16 protein-coding genes and 1 pseudogene are annotated in these 19,449 nt (G+C 73.5%); 9 read left to right on the forward strand and 8 right to left on the reverse strand.

Annotation, left to right across the window (positions count from 1 at the left end):
- Positions 1-311 precede the first annotated feature (311 nt).
- Genes ACU6P3_RS28010 through pucD form a run of 3 tightly spaced genes read left to right on the forward strand, consistent with a single transcriptional unit; the run spans position 312 to position 4,434 of the window.
- A complete protein-coding gene (locus ACU6P3_RS28010) occupies positions 312-1,217 on the forward strand; it encodes an FAD binding domain-containing protein (protein WP_447194650.1) in 906 nt (301 codons plus the stop codon).
- A gap of 2 nt (positions 1,218-1,219) precedes the next feature.
- A complete protein-coding gene (locus tag ACU6P3_RS28015; RefSeq protein ID WP_447198094.1) occupies positions 1,220-1,969 on the forward strand; it encodes a (2Fe-2S)-binding protein in 750 nt (249 codons plus the stop codon).
- Positions 1,970-1,971: 2 nt separating this feature from the next.
- Positions 1,972-4,434 carry a xanthine dehydrogenase subunit D gene (gene pucD, locus ACU6P3_RS28020; RefSeq protein ID WP_447194651.1) on the forward strand — a complete coding sequence of 821 codons (2,463 nt, stop codon included), beginning with the start codon at positions 1,972-1,974 and terminating at the stop codon, positions 4,432-4,434.
- Between the two features lie 174 nt (positions 4,435-4,608).
- Here pucD and ACU6P3_RS28025 read toward each other — a convergent pair whose 3' ends face one another.
- The 4 genes from ACU6P3_RS28025 to ACU6P3_RS28040 all read right to left on the reverse strand — a co-directional run bounded on the left by ACU6P3_RS28025 (position 4,609) and on the right by ACU6P3_RS28040 (position 8,919).
- Positions 4,609-4,776, reverse strand: a complete 168-nt coding sequence (locus tag ACU6P3_RS28025) for a hypothetical protein (protein WP_447194652.1) — start codon at positions 4,774-4,776, stop codon at positions 4,609-4,611.
- Positions 4,773-5,372 (reverse strand): TetR/AcrR family transcriptional regulator, encoded by a 600-nt coding sequence (locus ACU6P3_RS28030; protein ID WP_447194653.1) that lies wholly within the window; start codon positions 5,370-5,372, stop codon positions 4,773-4,775. The genes ACU6P3_RS28025 and ACU6P3_RS28030 overlap by 4 nt, the downstream gene beginning before the upstream one ends.
- 384 nt (positions 5,373-5,756) lie before the next feature.
- Positions 5,757-7,658 carry a dihydroxyacetone kinase family protein gene (locus ACU6P3_RS28035; protein WP_447198095.1) on the reverse strand — a complete coding sequence of 634 codons (1,902 nt, stop codon included), beginning with the start codon at positions 7,656-7,658 and terminating at the stop codon, positions 5,757-5,759.
- A 109-nt stretch (positions 7,659-7,767) separates the two neighbouring features.
- A complete protein-coding gene (locus ACU6P3_RS28040) occupies positions 7,768-8,919 on the reverse strand; it encodes a lactonase family protein (RefSeq protein ID WP_447194654.1) in 1,152 nt (383 codons plus the stop codon).
- Between the two features lie 89 nt (positions 8,920-9,008).
- Here ACU6P3_RS28040 and ACU6P3_RS28045 point away from each other — a divergent pair, with 89 nt between their 5' ends.
- Complete coding sequence (locus tag ACU6P3_RS28045) at positions 9,009-10,304, forward strand: VWA domain-containing protein (protein WP_447194655.1); 1,296 nt, start codon at positions 9,009-9,011, stop codon at positions 10,302-10,304.
- Complete coding sequence (locus tag ACU6P3_RS28050; protein WP_447194656.1) at positions 10,304-11,146, forward strand: hypothetical protein; 843 nt, start codon at positions 10,304-10,306, stop codon at positions 11,144-11,146. Before ACU6P3_RS28045 ends, ACU6P3_RS28050 begins: the two co-directional genes overlap by 1 nt.
- 126 nt (positions 11,147-11,272) lie before the next feature.
- Here the strand turns inward: ACU6P3_RS28050 and ACU6P3_RS28055 are convergent, their stop codons facing one another.
- A complete protein-coding gene (locus ACU6P3_RS28055) occupies positions 11,273-11,917 on the reverse strand; it encodes a LysE family translocator (RefSeq protein WP_447194657.1) in 645 nt (214 codons plus the stop codon).
- Positions 11,918-12,043: 126 nt separating this feature from the next.
- On the opposite strand from ACU6P3_RS28055, the gene ACU6P3_RS28060 reads away from it, so the two are divergent.
- On the forward strand, positions 12,044-13,963 hold the full coding sequence (locus tag ACU6P3_RS28060; RefSeq protein ID WP_447194658.1) for an AMP-binding protein: 1,920 nt from the start codon (positions 12,044-12,046) through the stop codon (positions 13,961-13,963).
- A gap of 348 nt (positions 13,964-14,311) precedes the next feature.
- Positions 14,312-14,737 carry a hypothetical protein gene (locus ACU6P3_RS28065; protein ID WP_447194659.1) on the forward strand — a complete coding sequence of 142 codons (426 nt, stop codon included), beginning with the start codon at positions 14,312-14,314 and terminating at the stop codon, positions 14,735-14,737.
- A gap of 83 nt (positions 14,738-14,820) precedes the next feature.
- Here ACU6P3_RS28065 and ACU6P3_RS28070 read toward each other — a convergent pair whose 3' ends face one another.
- From ACU6P3_RS28070 to ACU6P3_RS28080, 3 genes and pseudogenes are all read right to left on the reverse strand, one after another.
- Positions 14,821-15,819 (reverse strand): hypothetical protein, encoded by a 999-nt coding sequence (locus ACU6P3_RS28070; protein ID WP_447194660.1) that lies wholly within the window; start codon positions 15,817-15,819, stop codon positions 14,821-14,823.
- A 317-nt stretch (positions 15,820-16,136) separates the two neighbouring features.
- Positions 16,137-16,535 (reverse strand): hypothetical protein, encoded by a 399-nt coding sequence (locus tag ACU6P3_RS28075; RefSeq protein WP_447194661.1) that lies wholly within the window; start codon positions 16,533-16,535, stop codon positions 16,137-16,139.
- 127 nt (positions 16,536-16,662) lie between these two features.
- Positions 16,663-16,821, reverse strand: a pseudogene (locus tag ACU6P3_RS28080) (AraC family transcriptional regulator); the annotation flags it as partial.
- Between the two features lie 140 nt (positions 16,822-16,961).
- Between ACU6P3_RS28080 and ACU6P3_RS28085 the strand changes: the two are divergent.
- Entirely contained in the window at positions 16,962-17,357 is a 396-nt protein-coding gene (locus ACU6P3_RS28085) for a cupin domain-containing protein (protein ID WP_447194662.1), read from the forward strand.
- Positions 17,358-17,565: 208 nt separating this feature from the next.
- Positions 17,566-19,332 carry an RICIN domain-containing protein gene (locus ACU6P3_RS28090; protein WP_447194663.1) on the forward strand — a complete coding sequence of 589 codons (1,767 nt, stop codon included), beginning with the start codon at positions 17,566-17,568 and terminating at the stop codon, positions 19,330-19,332.
- The last annotated feature ends 117 nt before the right edge of the window (positions 19,333-19,449 follow it).

Consider the following 19,449-nt stretch of genomic DNA (forward strand, 5'->3'; position numbering starts at 1 on the left):
CAGAGCCGATCGTTCCTGACCTTGTTGTCGCCCCATATGGGCGCGTCTTGTTTCAGCGCGCCTTGTTTCAAGAGGGAATCCGCACGGTTACCAGACCCCGTCATTCGTTCGAATCTACAAGACCGGTCGGCCGACCAGTCAATTCCTTCATGGTTTCGGTGACTGCACCGGGTGGAGCGCGGGCTTGTGTACTAGTGCCGTACGTCTCGCATGTCGAGGACCGGCCGTTGCGGCGGGTGGGTGTCGCGGGCGATCCGAACACGGGAGACCCGGTCGCGGAAGATCACAAATGATCAAGAAGAGGGCCGCTCATGGACTTCCTTCGCCCCGTCGGCTGGGAGGACGCGCTCGCAGCCAAGGCCGAACATCCCGAGGCCGTACCCATAGCGGGTGGCACCGACATCATGGTCGAGATCAACTTCGATCGGCGACGGCCGCGGTACCTGCTCGACCTCAACCGCGTTTCCGAGCTGTACGAGTGGAGCATCGGCCGGGAGAGCGTGGCGCTGGGCGCGTCCGTGCCGTACGCCCACGTCATGGCGCATCTGAGGACCGAGCTGCCCGGTCTCGCGCTCGCCTCCCACACCGTCGCCTCCCCGCAGATCCGCAACCGCGGCGGGGTCGGCGGCAACCTCGGGACCGCCTCCCCGGCCGGTGACGCGCACCCGGCGCTGCTGGCCGCGGGCGCCGAGGTCGAGGTCGAGTCGGTACGCGGCTCCCGCCGCATTCCGATCGACGCGTTCTACACGGGAGTGAAACGTAACGCTCTTGAGGCCGACGAACTGATCAAAACCGTGCACATCCAAAAGGCGGACGGTCCTCAGCAGTTCTCGAAGGTGGGCACCCGCAACGCGATGGTCATCGCCGTGTGCGCCTTCGGCCTGGCCCTGCACCCCACGACGCGTACGGTACGGACCGGAATCGGCTCCGCGGCCCCCACCCCGGTACGGGCGAAGGAAGCGGAGACGTTCCTGACCGCGGTACTGGACGAGGGGGGCTTCTGGGAGAGCCGGCAGCCCCTCCCGGCGTCGGCCGCCCGGCAGTTCGCGGCCCTGGCCGCGGGCGCCTGCAACCCGATCGACGACGTACGCGGTACCGCCGGATACCGGCGGCACGCCGTCGGCGTCATGGCACGCCGGCAACTCGCCTGGACCTGGGAACGCTACCGGGCCGACGACGGCCGTGGCGCCCGGGGGACCGCGGAAGGGGCGGCGTGACCATGCGCGTGAACTTCACCGTCAACGGCCGGGAGCAGAGCGCCGACGACGTCTGGGAGGGCGAGAGCCTGCTGTACGTGCTGCGCGAACGGCTGGGCCTGCCCGGCTCCAAGAACGCCTGCGAACAAGGTGAATGCGGTTCGTGCACAGTTCGTCTGGACGGCGTGCCGGTCTGCGCCTGCCTGGTCGCGGCGGGCCAGGTGGAGGGACGCGAGGTCCTGACCGTCGAGGGGCTCGCCGACCACGCGAGGCGCCGGGAGTCCGGCGCGAGGGTCCCGGCACGGACCGCGGCCGGACCCGGCGACCCGGCGACCGGTGACCCGCCGGCCGGCGATCCGTGGGCCGGCGACTCGCCGGCCGGTGACGGCGGCGCGCTGTCGCCCCTCCAGCGGGCCTTCCTCGACGCGGGCGCCGTGCAGTGCGGCTTCTGCACCCCCGGCCTGCTCGTCGCGGCCGACGAGATGCTGGAGCGCCACCCGTCCCCGACGGACGCGGACATCCGCGAAGCGCTCTCGGGCAACCTGTGCCGCTGCACGGGCTACGAGAAGATCCTCGACGCCGTCCGCCTCGCCGCCGCCCGCCAGGAGCGCGGCCGTGCCGCCCCGCACCCCACCCGTACGACGCGGGAGAGCCCCGACGGTCCCGACGGTCCCGGCGGCCCCGACGATCCGGGCGGCCCTGACGCCACCGGCGGTCCCGACGGCCCTGACCGTCCCAACGGTTTCGACGGTCCCCGGGAAGGCGGTCGCTGACCATGGTCCCCGACCGGCTCCCGACCCGTCTCACCCAGGACTCCCGCACCGCCGCCGGCACCGGCCCGACCTCCGGCGCCGGCGGCATCGGCGAGTCCACCCCGCGACCCGACGGCACCCTCAAGGTCACCGGCGAGTTCGCGTACTCCTCCGACCTGTGGCACGAGGACATGCTGTGGGGCCACACGGTGCGCTCCACCGTCGCCCACGCCACCCTCGTCTCCATCGACACGGCCGAGGCCCTCGCCACCCCCGGCGTGCACGCCGTCCTCACCCACGACGACCTCCCCGCCCCGGTGACCCACTACGGGCTGGAGATCCGGGACACCCCGGCTCTGGCCACCGGCAAGGTCCGGCACCACGGCGAGCCGGTCGCCCTCGTCGCCGCGGACCACCCCGAGACCGCGCGCCGCGCCGCCGCCAGGATCCGCGTCGAGTACGCAGAACTGCCCCTGGTCACCGACGAGGACTCGGCCACCGCCCCCGGCGCGCCCCTGGTCCACGAGCACCGCACGGACCACCACAGCGGCCACGTCCCGCATCCCAACGTCGTCCACCGCCAGCCGATCGTGCGCGGCGACGTGGCCGCCGCGGCGGCCCGTGCCGAGGTGACCGTCACCGGCGAGTACGTCTTCGGCATGCAGGACCAGGCGTTCCTCGGCCCGGAGTCCGGTCTCGCCGTACCCGCCGAGGACGGCGGCGTCGACCTCTACGTGGCCACCCAGTGGCTCCACTCCGACCTGCGCCAGATCGCCCCCGTCCTCGGGCTGCCCGAGGAGAAGGTCCGTATGACGCTGTCCGGCGTCGGCGGCGCCTTCGGCGGCCGCGAGGACCTGTCGATGCAGATCCACGCCTGCCTGCTGGCGCTGCGCACCGGCCGGCCGGTCAAGATGGTCTACAACCGCTTCGAGTCCTTCTTCGGCCACGTGCACCGCCACCCGGCGCGGCTGTGGTACGAGCACGGCGCGACCCGCGACGGCAGGCTCACGCACATGAGGTGCCGCATCGTGCTGGACGGCGGCGCCTACGCCTCCTCGTCCCCGGCCGTCGTCGGCAACGCCGCCTCCCTCTCCGTCGGCCCGTACGTCGTCGACCACGTCGACATCGAGGCACTGGCGCTCTACACCAACAACCCGCCCTGCGGTGCGATGCGCGGCTTCGGCGCGGTGCAGGCGTGCTTCGCCTACGAGGCGCAGATGGACCGGCTGGCGGCCAGGCTGGGGCTGGACCCGGTGGAATTCCGGCGGCTCAACGCCATGGAGCAGGGCTCGGTCATGCCCACGGGGCAGCGGGTCGACTCCCCGGCGCCGGTCGCCGAACTGCTGCGCCGGGTCAAGGCCAGGCCGCTGCCGCCGGAGCGGCAGTGGCTCACGGCGGACGAGGAGCCGGACGTCCGGGCGCTGCCCGGCGGCCTGTCCAACACCACGCACGGCGAGGGAGTCGTCCGGGGCGTGGGCTACGCGGTCGGCATCAAGAACGTCGGCTTCTCCGAGGGCTTCGACGACTACTCCACCGCGCGCGTACGACTCGACGTACTGGGCGGCGAACCGGTGGCCGTCGTCCACACCGCGATGGCCGAGGTCGGCCAGGGCGGCGTGACGGTGCACGCGCAGATCGCGCGGACCGAACTGGGCGTCACCCAGGTCACGATCGTCCCGGCGGACACGCGCGTCGGCTCGGCCGGTTCGACCTCGGCCTCCCGTCAGACGTACGTCACCGGCGGCGCGGTGAAACACGCCTGCGAGGCCGTACGGGAGCGGGTACTGGAGCTGGGCAGGCGCCGGTTCGGCACGTACCACCCGGCCTGGGCCACCGCCGGACTGCTGCTGGAGGACGGCAAGGTCGTCACCGACGCCGGCGAGGTGCTGGCGCCCCTGGCGGACGTCCTGGCGGGCGAGGCGGTGGAGGTGGAACGGGTCTGGCGGCACCGCCCGACGCGGCCGTTCGACCGGCGGACGGGGCAGGGCGACGGCCATGTCCAGTACTCCTTCGCCGCACACCGCGCCGTCGTGGAGGTGGACACCGAGCTCGGCCTGGTCAAGGTGGTGGAACTGGCCGTCGCCCAGGACGTCGGCAAGGCGCTCAACCCGCTCTCCGTGCTCGGCCAGATCCACGGCGGCAGCACCCAGGGGCTGGGCGTGGCGGTGATGGAGGAGATCCTCGTCGACCCGGCGACGGCGAAGGTCCGCAACCCCTCCTTCACGGACTACCTGATCCCCACCATCCTGGACACCCCGACCATGCCGGCCGATGTCCTCGAGCTGGCCGACACCCACGCGCCGTACGGGCTGCGCGGCGTCGGCGAGGCGCCGACCCTCTCCGCCACGCCGGCGATCCTCGCTGCGATCAGGGACGCGACGGGGCTGGAGCTGAACAGGACGCCCGTACGGCCGGAGCACCTCACCGCGCACCTCACGGGAGCGGCGGGGACGGCGGGGAACGGTGGGCGCGGAAGAACTCGGTGATGTCCTGGGCCAGCGGGCCGGGTTCCTCATGGGCGGCGAAGTGGCCGCCGCGGGGCAGGTGCGTGTAGCGCGTGACGGCGTAGGTTCGCTCGGCCCAGCTCCGTGGCGGCCGGCTCAGGTCGGCGGGGAACAGGGCGACGGCCGTGGGAACACTCCCCCGCTCCACGCCCCGGGTCAGGCCCGTCGTGCGCGCTGCAAACGGGAGCGGAGGTCGGCCAGTTCGGCGTCACTGACCGTGATCACGGGCGGGTTGCTCGGCATGGGGTTGTTCTCCTCGCGGTGCTGAGGCTCCCGGCGTGGCCGGGGACGGGCGGCGCCGGTGCGGGCGGCGACCACGTTCACGTGTCCCGTCCGGGGACCGGGGTGAGCGCCCGCACGATCGCCTCCCGCGTCGCCTCGCGCGGCTCGGGTTCCGTCGTCAGGAGCGCGCGCAGGATGAGCCCTTCGAGCAGGGCGTCCAGCCGGTCGGCGACCTCCGGCCCGGTGAAGCGGGCCAGAACGGCCCGGCTGTCCCCGGTCCACTTCTGGGTGAGCGCGCGCAGAGCGGGATCGCGCAGGGCCGCCAGGTGCAGTTCGAAGCCGAGGACCGCGCTGCGGCGCCGGGACGGTCCCCCCTGGACGAGTTCCACCAGGACCTCGACCAGGTCCTCGTGCGTCCGCACTGCCGTGAAGAGGCCCTCGAACTCCGCGGTCCGTTGTTCGACGTACCAGGAGAAGGCCTGTGCCTGAAGGGCGGCCAGGCTCGCGAAGTGATAGGTGACCGACCCCAGCGGAACGTCCGCGCGTGCGGCGACCTTCCGATGCGTGATGCCGGCCGCCCCGTCCGTGACGAGTACGTCGAGGGCGGCGTCCAGGATGCGTGTCCTGCGCTCCGGATCGTGTCGGCGGACCCGTCTGCCCCCGTCCGCCGCGGCCCACTGGTGTTTCACCTTCTCCATAAGAACAAACGTACACGACTAAAGAACAGATGTACTTATCGGTGGGAGTGTGGACCCGCCTGCGCCGTTCCGTGCCGTGTCCCCCACGGATCCGGCACGGAACGGCGCTCTCGCCTGCCGCGCGGCAGGGGGTGCGCTCCCGCTCCGGGATGGGCAGCCCATGGCGGGGCGGCGAGAGAGGGGGCCGCCTCCTCCGGTGTGGGAGCGCTCCCATGAGCCTTGTCGAGGCACGGGCACTTGTCAAGGCCGGGTGTGCCGGGGGTGTCAGGGCGTCAACCGGACGTCCGCGACGCGAGACCCGGGCGGAAGGGGAGAGGGGGAGCGGCCCGAACGGGTGTCGCGGGCGCCCGACGGCCGGAGGTGCGGGGCCGGCGGTGACGCCCGTCAGTCGCCCCCCTCGGCGGGGTGGACGGCCGGCGCCAGGGCGGCCACGATCAGGGCGAACGAGACGGCTCCCGCGTCGGGTGTGCCGAGGCTGCGGTCGCCGTGGGTACGGGCCCGGCCCAGGCGCGCCGCGATGGCGGCCGTGGCCTCGGCGGCCTCGCCCGCGATCAGGGCGGCCTCCGTCCACGCGGCGGCGAACCCGGCCACCGGCAACGCAGCCTCCAGCCGCTCCACGAACGGCACGGCCGAGTCCACGAGCGTCTTGTCCCCGGGCCTGGCACCACCGATCCGCACCACCGCGTCGACGGCGGCGCGCACGGCACGGACCACTCGGGCGGCATGGGCGGCTTCCGCGCCGGTTCCGGGACGCGTCGTTCCGGCGACGTGCTCCCGTCCGCCGGCCACGAACTCCCGCCCGCCGGCTCCGAGGTCCTGCCCCGCGACTCCGGGGCCCTCCCCGTCAGCCGCCGAGTCCGCCGCACCGGCCGCGGGATCCTCCTCGCCGTCTCCCAGCTCCACGCCGAACGCCGCCAGCGCCGCGCCCCACAGGGCCCCCGACGTGCCGCCGGCGTGGTCGGCCCAGGCGGCCCCCGCCCGCGACAGCAGCGTCCGGGCGCCCGCGCCCAGCGCCACCGCCTCGTCGGCCGCCCGCACGGCGGCCTCCGCGCCGCGTCGCATGCCGATGCCGTGGTCGCCGTCACCCGCCACGGCGTCGATGTCCCCGAGGCGCCGTTCGTGCGTGACGATCGTGTCCCGCACCGTACGCAGTGCCCGCGCGATCCGTGCCGCCAGCTCCCGCGAGGCCGCCGTGCCCGGGACGACGGGCGGGACCTGGTGGGCCGCGGTGAGGTCGTCCGTACGGGGCGGCCTCGGCGCGACGCTGCCGCGCCGGAAGGCGGGGGCGGCGGCCGGGGCCCTCCACAGCCCCTCCAACTCGTCGTCCAGGAAGGTCAGGGTGAGGGAGAGCCCCGCCATGCCGAGGCTCGTGACCTGTTCGCCGACGACGGGGGCGACGACGGTGATGCCCTCGGCGGCGAGCCGTTCGCCGACGCGGCGGTGCACGACGTACAGCTCCTCGTAGGTGATCGCGCCCAGCCCGTTGAGCAGGACCGCCGCGCGCTCCGGGCGGCCGGCGGACGATCCGTCGTGCGGTCCGGCCGCCGCCGCGCGATCCGCCAGCACCCGGTCCACCATCAGGTCGGCCGTCGCGTCGGCGCTGGGCAGCGGCCCTTCCTCGGTGCCGGTCTCCCCGTGGATGCCGAGGCCCACACCCATCCGCCCGGCCGCCACGGTGAACAGCGGCTTCTCGGCGCCCGGCAGCGCACAGCCGCCGAAGGCGACACCGAGGGACCGGGTGGCCGCGTTCGCCGCGCGGCCCACCCGTACGGTCTCGTCCATGCCGTAGCCCGCCTCCGCCGCCGCGCACAGGATCTTCAGCACGGCCAGGCCGCCCGCGATGCCCCGCCGCACGGCGGTCGCGTCCGGCGGCCCTGACACGATGTCGTCGCTGACGGCCAGGGTCCGGGCGTCGAAGCCCTCCGCGCGCAGCCGCTCGGCGGCGTGTCCGAAGTGCAGGACGTCACCCGCGTAGTTGCCGAAGCCGAGGAGCACACCGCCCCCGTTCTCGGCGGCCCGCGCCACCGAGCAGATCCGGTCCGCCGAGGGGGAGGCGAAGACATTGCCGCAGGCCGCCCCGTGCGCGAACCCGGGGCCCACCCAGCCCGCGAAGGCGGGATAGTGGCCGGTGCCGCCGCCGAGGACGACGGCGACCTGGCCGGGCGGCGTGGCCGAGGCGCGGACGACTCCACCGGGGACCGCACGGACCTCGTCGGCATGGGCGGCGGCGAAACCCGCCAGGGCCTCGTCGGCGAACGCGCGCGGATCGTTGACCAGGAACGTCATGGCCGGGCCTGCGGGGTGGGACACATCGTCGTCTCCACGTCTGTCGTGGGAGGGGAGAGGAGTGGGTGTGCGCGGGGGAGGGAGAAGGACGTACGCCGGACGTCGGACGCTACAGCGGCAGGGCACAGGCCGCGACCGGGGAGGCGAACGGGTCGCCCATCGGGCGCAGTTCACCGGTGGTCCGGTCGACACGGAAGACCGTCACCGAGTTCGACCGCTGGTTGGCCGCGAACAGCAGATCGCCGGCCGGCGAGAGCGACAGCTGACGCGGCCAGTCGCCGCCCACCGGGACCGTGTCCAGCAGCCGGAGCGCCGCGCCGGACGACTCGATCGCGTAGCGCGTCAGGCTGTTGTGCCCCCGGTTGGCGAGGTAGGCGAAGGCGCCGTCGTCCGTGACCACGAACTGGGCCGGGAAGCTGCGGGCCGTTCCGGTGGTCCCCGTGGGGCGCGGTTCGCCGGGGGTGAGACGACCGGTCCCGGGGTCGTACGCGCAGACCACGACCGTGTTGTCCAACTCGTTGGCCAGATAAGCGAACGTGCCCGACGGGTGGAACGTGAGGTGGCGCGGACCCGCGCCGGGACGCGTCGTCGTGCGCGCGACCTCGGTCAGGGTGCCGGCCGAGGTGTCGAGCCGGTAGCTGTACACCGTGTCGTTGCCCAGGTCCACGGCGAGCACGTGGCCGCGGTCCGGCGAGGTGACGACCTGGTGGGCGTGCGGTCCGCTCCGGCCCGGGCCCGGGGGCGGGGCCGCGTGCGTGACCAGATCCGTACGCCGGCCGAGCGCTCCCGACGGCTCGATAGGGTGGACGGCCACGCTGCCGGACGTGTAGTTGGCGCTCAGCAGCCACCGGCCGCCCGGGTGCACCGACAGGTGCGTGGGGGCCGCGCCGCCCGTGCCGCGGGAGCCCAGGACGGTGGGGCCGCCGGTCCCGGCGCCGCCGGTCGCGACCGCCGTGACCCGGCCGTCCTCCCGCTCGTCGACCGCGTAGAGCGTACGGCCGTTCGGATGGAGGGCGAGGTACGACGGGTTCTCGACGCCCGTGAGCGTGCCGGCGGACGAGATCGCGCCCGTGTCCGGGTCGTACGCCGCCAGGCCGATCCCGGTCCCGGCGCCCGGACCGGAGGTGTACGTGCCGAGGTAGAGCGGCCGGAGCCCGTCCGGCGGGTACGCTCCAGGGATGCTCCCGTCCGACCCACGGCCCTCGTACCGCGCGCCGACGGTCCCGTAGCCGCTCGCCCCGCTGCCCGTGCCGTCGCCCATCCTGGCCACCTCTGCTCGTCTCGTATGCCCAATTGACGGCCGGTCAGTGTGTTTTGGCCTCGTCAGCCGATTCTCACTATCATCCGTCGATGATCATACGTAGACGGTCCGCACTCGCCCTGTGCGGCGTGCTGACCACCCTGGCCGTGGGGCTCCTGCCACCCGCCGCGTCCGCCGCCCCCACCGCGGACGAGCCCGCCGGAGCAGCCGCTCCGAAGGTCGATCTCGTCCTCGACGTCAGCGGTTCCATGCGGACCCGCGACATCGACGGGAAGAGCCGGATGGCCGCGGCGAAGCAGGCGTTCAACGAGGTGCTCGACGCCGTGCCGGAGGAGGTGGAGCTGGGCATCCGCACCCTCGGCGCCACCTACCCGGGCAAGGACACCAAGGTCGGGTGCAAGGACACCGAGCAGCTCTACCCCGTCGGGCCACTGGACCGTACGGAGGCCAAGACCGCCGTCGCCACCCTCGTCCCCACCGGCTGGACGCCCATCGGCCCCGCCCTCCTCGGTGCGGCCGACGACCTCGAGGGCGGGGACGCCACCCGCCGGATCGTCCTCATCACCGACGGCGAGGACACCTGCGCCCCGCTCGACCCCTGCGAGGTCGCGCGGGAGATCGCGGCCAAGGGAATCCACCTCACCATCGACACCCTCGGCCTGGTGCCGGACGACAAGACCCGACGCCAGCTGACCTGCATCGCCGAGGCGACCGGCGGCACCTACACCTCCGTGCGGCACACCGACGAACTCTCCGGCCGCGTCAAGCAGCTGGTCGACCGGGCGGCCGATCCCGTCGTCACCCCGGTGGCCACGGAGGGCGCCGCCCGCTGCGCCGACGCGCCGCGGATCAAGCCCGGGCTCTACAGCGACCGTGAGAAGTTCTCCGAGCACCGCTGGTACCGCGTGGACGTCCTGCCCGGTCAGGAGCTGCGTGCCTCGGTGAGCGTCGCCGCGGACCGCGCGGTCGACAAGGACTACGGCGTGCTGCTGCGGGCCGTGACCGTCCACGGCCGCGAGATCGTGCGCGGCTCCGAAGCGGGCGACGGACGCACCGACGTGATTTCGACGGGCCTGCGCTATCCGAAGCCCGAGAACGACGACGCCGACACCGACACCGGCGGTGAGGAGAAGCCGGCCGCCGAGACCGTCTGCCTCCAGGTCAGCAACGCGTTCTCCGCGCCCGACTCCGTCAAGACCACCCCGGGTCTGCCCGTCGAGCTCTCCGTCGACCTGGTCGACGCGCCCGACGAGGCGTCCGACGCCGCCGCGTTCGGGCTCGGCCGCGGCTGGTGGCTGCTCGCCACCCTGGTCCTCACCGGTCTGGTGGCCGGGCTGCTGTGGGGCTGGATCTCCCGCCTGCGTGTCGTCTGGGAGGCCAACTGATGCGTACCGTAACCGACTTCACCCGGTTCGCCGGACTCTTCGCCCGCTCCCTGCTGGCGGGACTGCTGCTGCTGCTCGGCACGGCGGGGGCGGCCCTGGCCGACGAGTCCCCGGCGGCCACGGCGTCCGAGGATTCCGACAGCGCCGAGGCGCCGACCGAGGCGGGCACGTCGTTCCGTACGGCGACGGCCTTCCGGCCCGGCCAGCGCGCGACGGCCGAGGCGTCCTCGGGCGACTACCTCTACTGGGTCTTCCCGGCGGACACGGGGCAGCGCGCCACCGTCTCCGCGAAGGTCGAGTTCCCCGAGTCCGCCGCCGCCCGGCAGGGCGCCCTCACCTGGCGGATCGACGTCTACGACGGCCTGCGCCGTCGGCAGCCGTGCGTCTACGGCGCGCAGACCCGCGCGCTGGCGGCCGACGCCCGGGCGGTGGAGCTGCGCTGCACGCTGCGGACGGTACGTGCCTGGGCCGAGCCATGGTCCGACGACCCACTGCCCGGCAGCTACTTCGTACGGCTCACCGTCGTCAGCGGGCAGCAGGTGGACCTGGGCCTGCCCGTCCGCGCGGAGGTCGAGGCGGCCATGAAGGACGTGGGCGGCTCGGCGGCCGTCGACGGCACGCTGTCCGTACCGCTGACGCCTGGCCGTACCACCGTCTCGCAGAGCGAGAACGGAGGCGCGTCGAGCGAGGGCGCCCGGCTGGCCGCCTCCGGGGTCGAGCCCGAGGACGGCTGGTCCTCCGGCTGGTGGACGGACCGCTGGCTGTGGACCGTGGCCGGTGGCGTGCTCGGCGCGCTCGCCGGCGTCGGCGGCTACACACTGGCACGGCCCGCGCGGCGATGAGCCGGGAGCCGTCATGACCGGGCGGGCGGTGTTCGGGGCTTTCCCCAAAACACCGCCCGCCCGGACATCCACCCGGTGTCCCGATGCCGGCCCGCCCCGCTCGACAGCCCACGGCCCTCGCGTGGCTCAGTCGGCCCGGCCCGTCGCCGCGACCGTGACTCCGAGACCGATCATCGCGAAGCCGCCCGCGCCGCCCACCAGCGACAGCCGCCGCTCGGACCGGGCGAACCAGCTCCGCGCCGCCGCCGCGCCCAGGCCCCACAGGGTGTCGGTGACCAGGCCGATCGCGATGGGCACCAGTCCGAGGACCAGCATCTGCGCGGCGAGACGGCCCGCCGAGTGGTCCACGAACTGCGGCAGCACGGCCGCGAAGAACACGATCCCCTTGGGATTGGTGATCCCCACGACGAAGCCGTCCACCACGGTACGGAGATCGCTGCGGGCCGGTCCGGCCGGCCGCTCCATGGCGGATGCCCGCAGGTCCCCGCGGTGCCGGAACGCCTGTACGCCGAGGAAGACCAGGTAGGCGGCGCCCGCGAGCTTGACGGCCAGGAAGACGGTGACCGACGCCTCGACCAGCGTGCCCACGCCCAGCGCGACCGCCACGACCAGGGCGTACGAGCCGACCACGTTGCCGAACACGGACGCGAGCGCCGTCCGGCGGCCATGGGCCAGGGCTCGGCCGATCACGAAGAGCACGCTCGGCCCCGGGATCACGATCACCACCAACGACATCCCGGCGAACGCCAGGAACCGTTCCAAGGACACCATGTGCAACCTCTCCCGTGGCCCGGCCGCACCGAGGTGCCCCTTGTCCGGGGGCTGGTGCGACGCACCGACTGATTACACGATGTCGGGGAACGGTCCCGCAACGAGGCAGGACAGAGGAGGGCACACATGAGGGCACGGGCGTCGACGGGCTCGACAGGCGCGGCGGGTGGTCCGACCGAGGAGTTCCGGGCGGCCCGGGACTTCCTCCTGGCGCACCGGGAGGACTACGCGCGGGCGTACGAGGGCTTCGTCTGGCCTCGCCCCGAACGCTTCAACTGGGCGCTGGACTGGTTCGACCGGATCGCGGAGGGCAACGACCGGGTCGCGCTGCACATCGTCGAGGAGGACGGCCGCCACGTCCGCCTCAGCTTCGCCGACATGTCGGCCCGCTCCAACAGCGCGGCGAACTGGCTGCGCGAGCAGGGCGTGCGGCCGGGAGACCGCGTCGTCGTCATGCTCGGCAACCAGGTCGAGCTGTGGGAGACGGCACTCGCCGCGATGAAGCTCCGGGCGGTCGTGATTCCCGCGACCCCGCTGCTCGGCCCGGCGGACCTGCGGGACCGCGTCGAGCGCGGCGGGGCCGCCCATGTGATCGCCAGGGCGGAGGACACGGAGAAGTTCACGGGGATCGAGGGGGACTTCACCAGGATCGTGGTCGGGTCCACGGAGGGACTCGGGCCGGGACCGGCGACGGGGGCGGCGGCGGAGACGGCGGCGGAGTCGGTCCCGAGGACGGAGACGCGAGCTGCGGCCGGAACGGAGACAAGGTCGGCGACAGGACCGGGGCCGGAGTCCGCACCGGAACCGCGAGCGGGACTGGCACCGGGGGCGGGGACGGGAGCCCCGGCCGGCGGCGGCGCGGCGTACCCGGGCCCGGACGCCGGCTGGCTGCCGTACGAGGAGGCGTACACCCGCCCGGAGACCTTCGAGCCGCTCGGCATCACCCATGCGGACGACCCGCTGCTGCTGTACTTCACCTCCGGTACGACCGCCCGGCCCAAGCTCGTGGAGCACACGCACGCCTCGTACCCGATCGGCCACCTCGCGACCATGTACTGGATCGGGCTGCGACCCGGTGACGTCCACCTGAACATCGCCTCGCCCGGCTGGGCCAAGCACGCCTGGTCGAACCTCTTCGCCCCGTGGAACGCGGAGGCGACCGTCTTCATCCACCACTACACCCGCTTCGACCCGGCCCGGCTCATGGCGGAGATGGACGAGGCGGGCGTCACCAGCTTCTGCGCCCCGCCCACCGTGTGGCGCATGCTCATCCAGGCCGACCTGTCCCAGCTGCGCACCCCGCCGCGCGAGGCCGTGGCGGCGGGCGAACCGCTCAACCCCGAGGTGATCGAGACGGTCCGGCGGGCGTGGGGCGTGACGATCAGGGACGGCTTCGGGCAGACCGAGACCGCCGTCCAGGTCGCCAACTCCCCGGGGCAGCCGCTCAAGACGGGCTCCATGGGCCGCCCGACCCCCGGTTTCGCGGTCGAGCTGCTCGACCCGGTCACCGGCGCGCCCGGCGCGGCGGAGGGGGAGATCGCGCTCGACCTCGCCGACCGCCCGGTCGGCCTGATGACCGGCTACCACGGCGACCCGGCCAGGACCGCCGAGGCGATGGCGGGCGGCTACTACCGCACCGGTGACATCGGCGCGCGCGACGCCGACGGCTACATCACGTACATCGGCCGGAGCGATGACGTCTTCAAGGCCTCCGACTACAAGATCTCGCCCTTCGAGCTGGAGAGCGCGCTGCTGGAGCACGAGGCGGTGGCGGAGGCCGCGGTCGTCCCGGCGCCGGATCCGGTGCGGCTGGCGGTGCCGAAGGCGTACGTCGTCCTCGCCGAGGGCTGGGAGCCCGGTCCCGACACAGCGAAGATGATCTTCGCCCACTCGCGCGCGGTCCTGGCGCCGTACAAGCGCGTCAGGCGCCTCGAGTTCGCGGAGCTGCCGAAGACCGTGTCCGGGAAGATCCGCCGGATCGAGCTCCGGGAGCGGACGGCCGGCGGGCGGACCGAGCACGAGTACGACGAGGGGGACGTGCGCTGACGGCTACGGCGCCGACCATGACTACGACTACGGCGCCGACGGTGGCTGTGGCTGTGGCTGTGGCTGTGGCGACGGCACGCCTCGCCGGCCGGACGGGCCGGACGGCGGCACGCGGGGAGGCGCCGGGACACGCCGGGAGACACCCGGGTGCCCGGCGGACCCGTACGGGGCTCGCGCTCGCGCCGCGCTGCGGCGGGCGGCCGGAGCCCGTCCGCGACCGCCGGGCGCACCGGGTGGCGCGCTCCTCCCGCGTGACCGCTCCGGCGGCACCCGCCGCTTGCCTGACAAGTCGGCCGGATCCCGGGCGAACCGGGGGTCGCGCGCTCCCCGTCGTGCACAATGCGGTGCGTGAGCTCTCGCTACGAAGTCGTCTTCACCTGTTTCCTCCGCGACGACACGCCCGCCTCCGTCCTGGCCGCGCTGCGCTGGCATCTGGGCATGGCGCGGGAGCGGCCCACAGAGCTCGACGGGGAGACGCACGCGTACCCGCTGCTCGAGCCCGACGCGGACAGCCGCCTGCCCGGAGGAGACTTCGCTTCGCTGACGCGGCAGGCGCGCTTCGTCACGGGGGACGGGAAGGAGCATCACGCGTGGGGGCTGTTCACCCGCAACTACTGGCTGGACGATGACATGGAGGAACTCGTCACCGTCCTCGATCTGCTCGCCCCGCACGTCGAGGACCCCGGCTACGGCGGGTACTTCCGCGAGGAGGACGAGCCCGAGCCGACCGCCTTCACCTTCCACGACCGGACGTACGGGCCGCTCGGCGGCTGACCGCCCCCGCTCACGAGCCGCGAGGGTGAGCAGCAGGGACCGGAACGGTACGGGCGGGATGCCGCGGCGGGACCCGGGGGCTTCTACGCGCCCGCCGAGACCAGTTCGTCCGCCGGGCCGTTGACCGGCTGGGGGGCGCCGGTGAGGTCGATGACGAAGAGCGGGAGACCGAGGTCGTCCGCGCGCGCCCGGGCGTCCTCCGCGTAGCCGGCCAGCGCGAAGAACACACCCACCGCCGACGCGCTCAGCCCGTTGAGCCAGAGGCATTCGACGGAGCGCAGTGAGGCCGGGCTGGTGGTGGGATCGACCTGGGCGACGACGTCCGTGCCGCGCAGATCGACGCCGGAGCCCGCCTCGTCCGCCGCCCGGACGACGCTCTTGAAGCCCAGCCAGCGTAGGTAGAGCGCCGCGGCGGTCACGGCGTCCTCGCTCGTACGGATCGTGGGCGGCCGGAAGGACGGACGCGGGGAGGCGGCCGTACGCGGCAACGGGATGTGCGCGGGGTGGCGGGGCTGAGGCCGGTCCGTCGGCCGGTCGGTGAACGGGCCTCCGCCCGAAGGGAGTTCGGGGGCGGATCGCCTGCCTCCCGGTTCCGAGTCGCCTCCTGCTTCCGAGCCGCCTCCCCGTTCCGAGGCGCGGTCCGGCGCCGGGCGGTGGTCCGGCCCCGGGCGGTGGTCCGGCGCCGGACCACCCGGCCCGGGGGACGTGTCTGGCGTGCCGCGCCCGTCCGGTACGGCCCCCGTGTCCTCCACGGCTCCCGGGCCCCGTACGCCCTCCGCGCCCGGTGCGAAGCCCGCGTCCGTCCAGTCCTGCGGGCTGCCTACCGGCCGTACCGGGATCCGCAGCACCGTGCCGCACGGGCAGCCCAACTCCGGCTGTGGCCAGTGGCCGTGCCGGCCGCATGCCGTGCAGCGCACCACCACCCACTCGTCCACCCACGAGCGGTGGGTGACCGGCTCCGCCGGTATGTCGCGCGCCAGCGGCGGTGCGACCGGTGCCCCGCAGGCGCAGGGGTAGACCGACGCCATGAAGGCGTGATCGACACCGCAGCCCGGGCAGCGCACCGAAACGCTCTCTCCCATCACGACCCCTTCATCCCCGCAGGCCTCGTCGGCCGCCTCGTCATCTCCAGTGGCGCGCCGTCGCGCTCCGTGTCCCATCGTCCACCAAGAGCGAGGCTATGGGGAGGGTCTGAGGGTCCCTCGTCCGGACTCCCGTGGTGGGTCCTGGTGATGAGCGACCCGAGGTGCGAGAGCGGGCCGGCCCCCATAGGGAGCCGGCCCGCTCGGGGGGCACCTCGGCGCCGGTCCGGGCGATCCCGCGTGACGGGCGTGAACAGGCATGAACTGGCCACCGGTCGCCCGCGATCGACGTACCCGGGGCGAGACCGGCCGGGAGGCTACGCCATGGCGGGTTCCGGCTCCGCCGCGGCGGTGGCTTCCGTCGCCTCCCGCGTACGGGCCGCCTTCGCGCCGGCCTTCACCGGGCTCCGTTCCGAAGCGGTCTCCTCCGTGGTTCCGCCGGGCTCCTCGGCGCCGTCGGTGCCGTCCGCACCGCCCTCGACGAGGCGCAGGTAGCCGCGGACCGTGTCGACGGGCAGTCCGAGCTCCTCCGAGGCGCCCAGATCGCTGCCGAAGACCTCCACCGCTTCCGCCACGGCCTCGGCCAGCTCCGCCTCGGCCTTCCTCAGCTTGGCCTCCGCCTTGTCGACGGCGTCGACGACCGCCAGCTGGCGCTTCTGCTTCTCCTGGAGTCGCTGCTTGCGGGACGGGCTCTTCTCGGGGCTGTGCGAAGTCATGACCAAGATCATAAGCGACCGCCGGTGATGCGCGGAATCACCAACTGGCATGTTGGGGGAGGTGGTTGACGGGCGGTCGTGCGAACGGTGGGCGAGGCCCGGGAGCCGTCCGGCGGACGCGGCGCCGTCAGTGCGCCTCGGGGCCGAACCGCCGCCTGTACTCCGACGGGGTGATGCCGGTCGCGCGGCGCATCAGCGCCCGCAGGTTGGCGGCCGTGCCGAGCCCGCTGCGCCGCGCGACCACCTCGAAGCGTGACTCGCCTCGCTCTTCGGTCGCGCAGCCGAGTTCGAAGGGATTGGAGTTCTCGTCCACGATCACGACGACCCGGTGTGCGCCCGCCGAGAGAACCGGGTGCGAGGATTCTTGCGTCATATGCGATTCATAGCACTCGTGCCGACCGTGCGAGACGACTCAGGATGGCGCCCATGAGCAACGGACCCATCTCTCTCAGCAACGCTCTGGCCTCCTTCGACGCCTTGTGGAGCCCTCGTGTCGTCACGCACGTGAACGACTACGACGTCCGCGTCGCCAAGGTCCAGGGTGAGCACATCTGGCACGTCCACGACGACACCGACGAGTTCTTCCTGGTGCTCGACGGAGAGTTGCGCATCTCCCTGCGCGAGCCGGCCGGGGAACGCACGGTCCTGCTCCCGCGGGGCGCGGTCTTCACCGTCCGGCGGGGCACGCCGCACCGGCCCTACGCGCCGGAGGGCGCCGCGATCCTGATGTTCGAGCCCACGGGGACACCGACCGTGGGCGATCGGCGCGACGAGATCCCGGACCACGTGGACGCGACCACCGGGCACGCCCTCGGCGCGTGAGCCGGTACGGCCGGCGCCTCCTGTACAACGATGTAAAAAGCCTTCGCACGCCTGTGTACATCGATGTACAAGCGGCTCTACTGTGACGCTCGCGGTCAGCGCGGTCAGCGCGACCCGTCGGCGCCCGTGCGCCTGGCCGGGTACGGCACGCCGACGGTGCGCTGTCCTGCCGTACCGCCCCGTTGCGCACTCAGGAAGGACCCCCGCGTTGCGTCTTCGCCGACCACGTCTTCTCGGACTTCGCCGATTCCCCTCGTACGGCCCGTCCGCCGCTCAGCCGGCCCGCCCCGACACCGACGACCGCTCCCGGCGGCGGGCGGGCCGGGCCCTGCTGCTGGGACTGGCGGGAACGCTGAGCCTCGCGCTGGCCGTGCCCGCCGTGCCCGCCGCGTCCGCCCAGCCCACAGACGGGGCGAGTGCCGCGGTGAAGAGTGCCGCCCCCGCCGCCACGGGAACGCCGCTGCGGAACGGCACGGGGCTGTACCCCCGGGCCATCCGGCTGGCGCACAACGGCGCCGCGAACGGACGCGTGCTCGCGAGCGTGACCACGTTCGACGGCAACAGCGGGATCGGCGCCATCCACGAGAGCACGGACAACGGCTCGGTCTTCCGGGAAGTGGGCAGGATCGCCGACCCGGAGTCGTCCGGGGGCCAAGGCCAGTGCTGCGGCACCCTGTTCGAACTTCCGCGGCAGGTGGGCGCGTTGCCGGCCGGCACCCTGCTGTGGTCGGCGTCCGCCGGGCAGGACGAGCCGGACCGGCGTATGGCCCTGCGCGTCTGGCGCAGCAACGACGTGGGCCGCACCTGGTCCTACCTGTCGTCCTGCGCCACCGCGAGCGGTACGGGCGGGCTGTGGGAACCGGAGTTCTCCATAGCGGCCGACGGGGCGCTCGTCTGCCACTACGCCGACGAGACCGACCCCGGCCACAGCCAGAAGCTGTCCGCCTCCCGCAGCTACGACGGTGTGCGCTGGCAGGACCGCCGGGACACGGTGGCGAGCACCTGGCAGCCCGACCGGCCGGGGATGCCGGTGGTGCGCACGCTGCCCAACGGCACGTACTTCATGAGCTACGAGATCTGCAACCCCGGCGGTCAGTACCAGTGCGTGGTGCACCACCGGACATCGGCGGACGGCTGGAACTGGGGCGACCCGGCCTCGCTCGGGTTCCGGCCGGAGACGGTCGACGGCAAGTACTTCAGGGCCGCGCCCACCATCGCCTGGGCGCCCGCGCCGGACGGCGGACCGAACGGCAGGCTCCTGCTGATCGGGCAGATGCTGCTCAACCGGGACGGCACCCCGGCGGCGGACAGCGGACGCACCATCCTCGCCAACACGGAGAACGGCTCCGGACCCTGGTACGAGATCGAGTCGCCGGTGCGGGTCGCGAACCCGAGCGCCAACTACTGCCAGAACTACAGTTCCCCGCTGCTGCCCTCGGCCGACGGGAGGCGGGTCTTCCAGATAGCCACCGACTGGGACGGCGGTGTCTGCACGCCGTACTACGCCACGGGCGGGATCACCGGCAGCGGTGACGCGGCCGGTGTGGCGGACGGTGCCCTGTACCGGCTCACGAACGCGAACAGCGGGCACTGCCTGGACGTGGACAAGGACTCGCGGGAGCCGGGCGGCAACGTGCAGCAGTGGACCTGCAACGGCCTGGGGCCGCAGGACTGGACCCTGCGCGCCCGCGGCGGTGCCCACTTCACCCTCGCCGGGCGCAACAGCGGATACTGCCTGGACGTGAAGGACGGTTCGCAGGCGCCGGGCGCGAACGTCCGGCAGTGGTACTGCAACGGCGCCGCCGTGCAGGACTGGCGGCTGGAGAACGCCGGCCGCGGCTACTACCGGCTGATCGCCAGGTCCAGCGGTCAGTGCCTGGATGTCGCCGAGGGCTCGCGGGAAGCGGGCGCCAACGTACGGCAGTGGACGTGCAACGGCCTCCAGCCCCAGCTCTGGCGGCTGCAACGGGCCTGACGGTTCTCCCGAGGCCCGAGGCCCGAGGCCCGAGGCCCGAAGCGCGACGCGCAAGCGCCGAGCTCCGAGGCCCGGGAGACCGGACCCGGCCGTACCGCTGTCCGCGTGCGGCGGAGA

This window comes from Streptomyces hebeiensis (assembly GCF_052983195.1).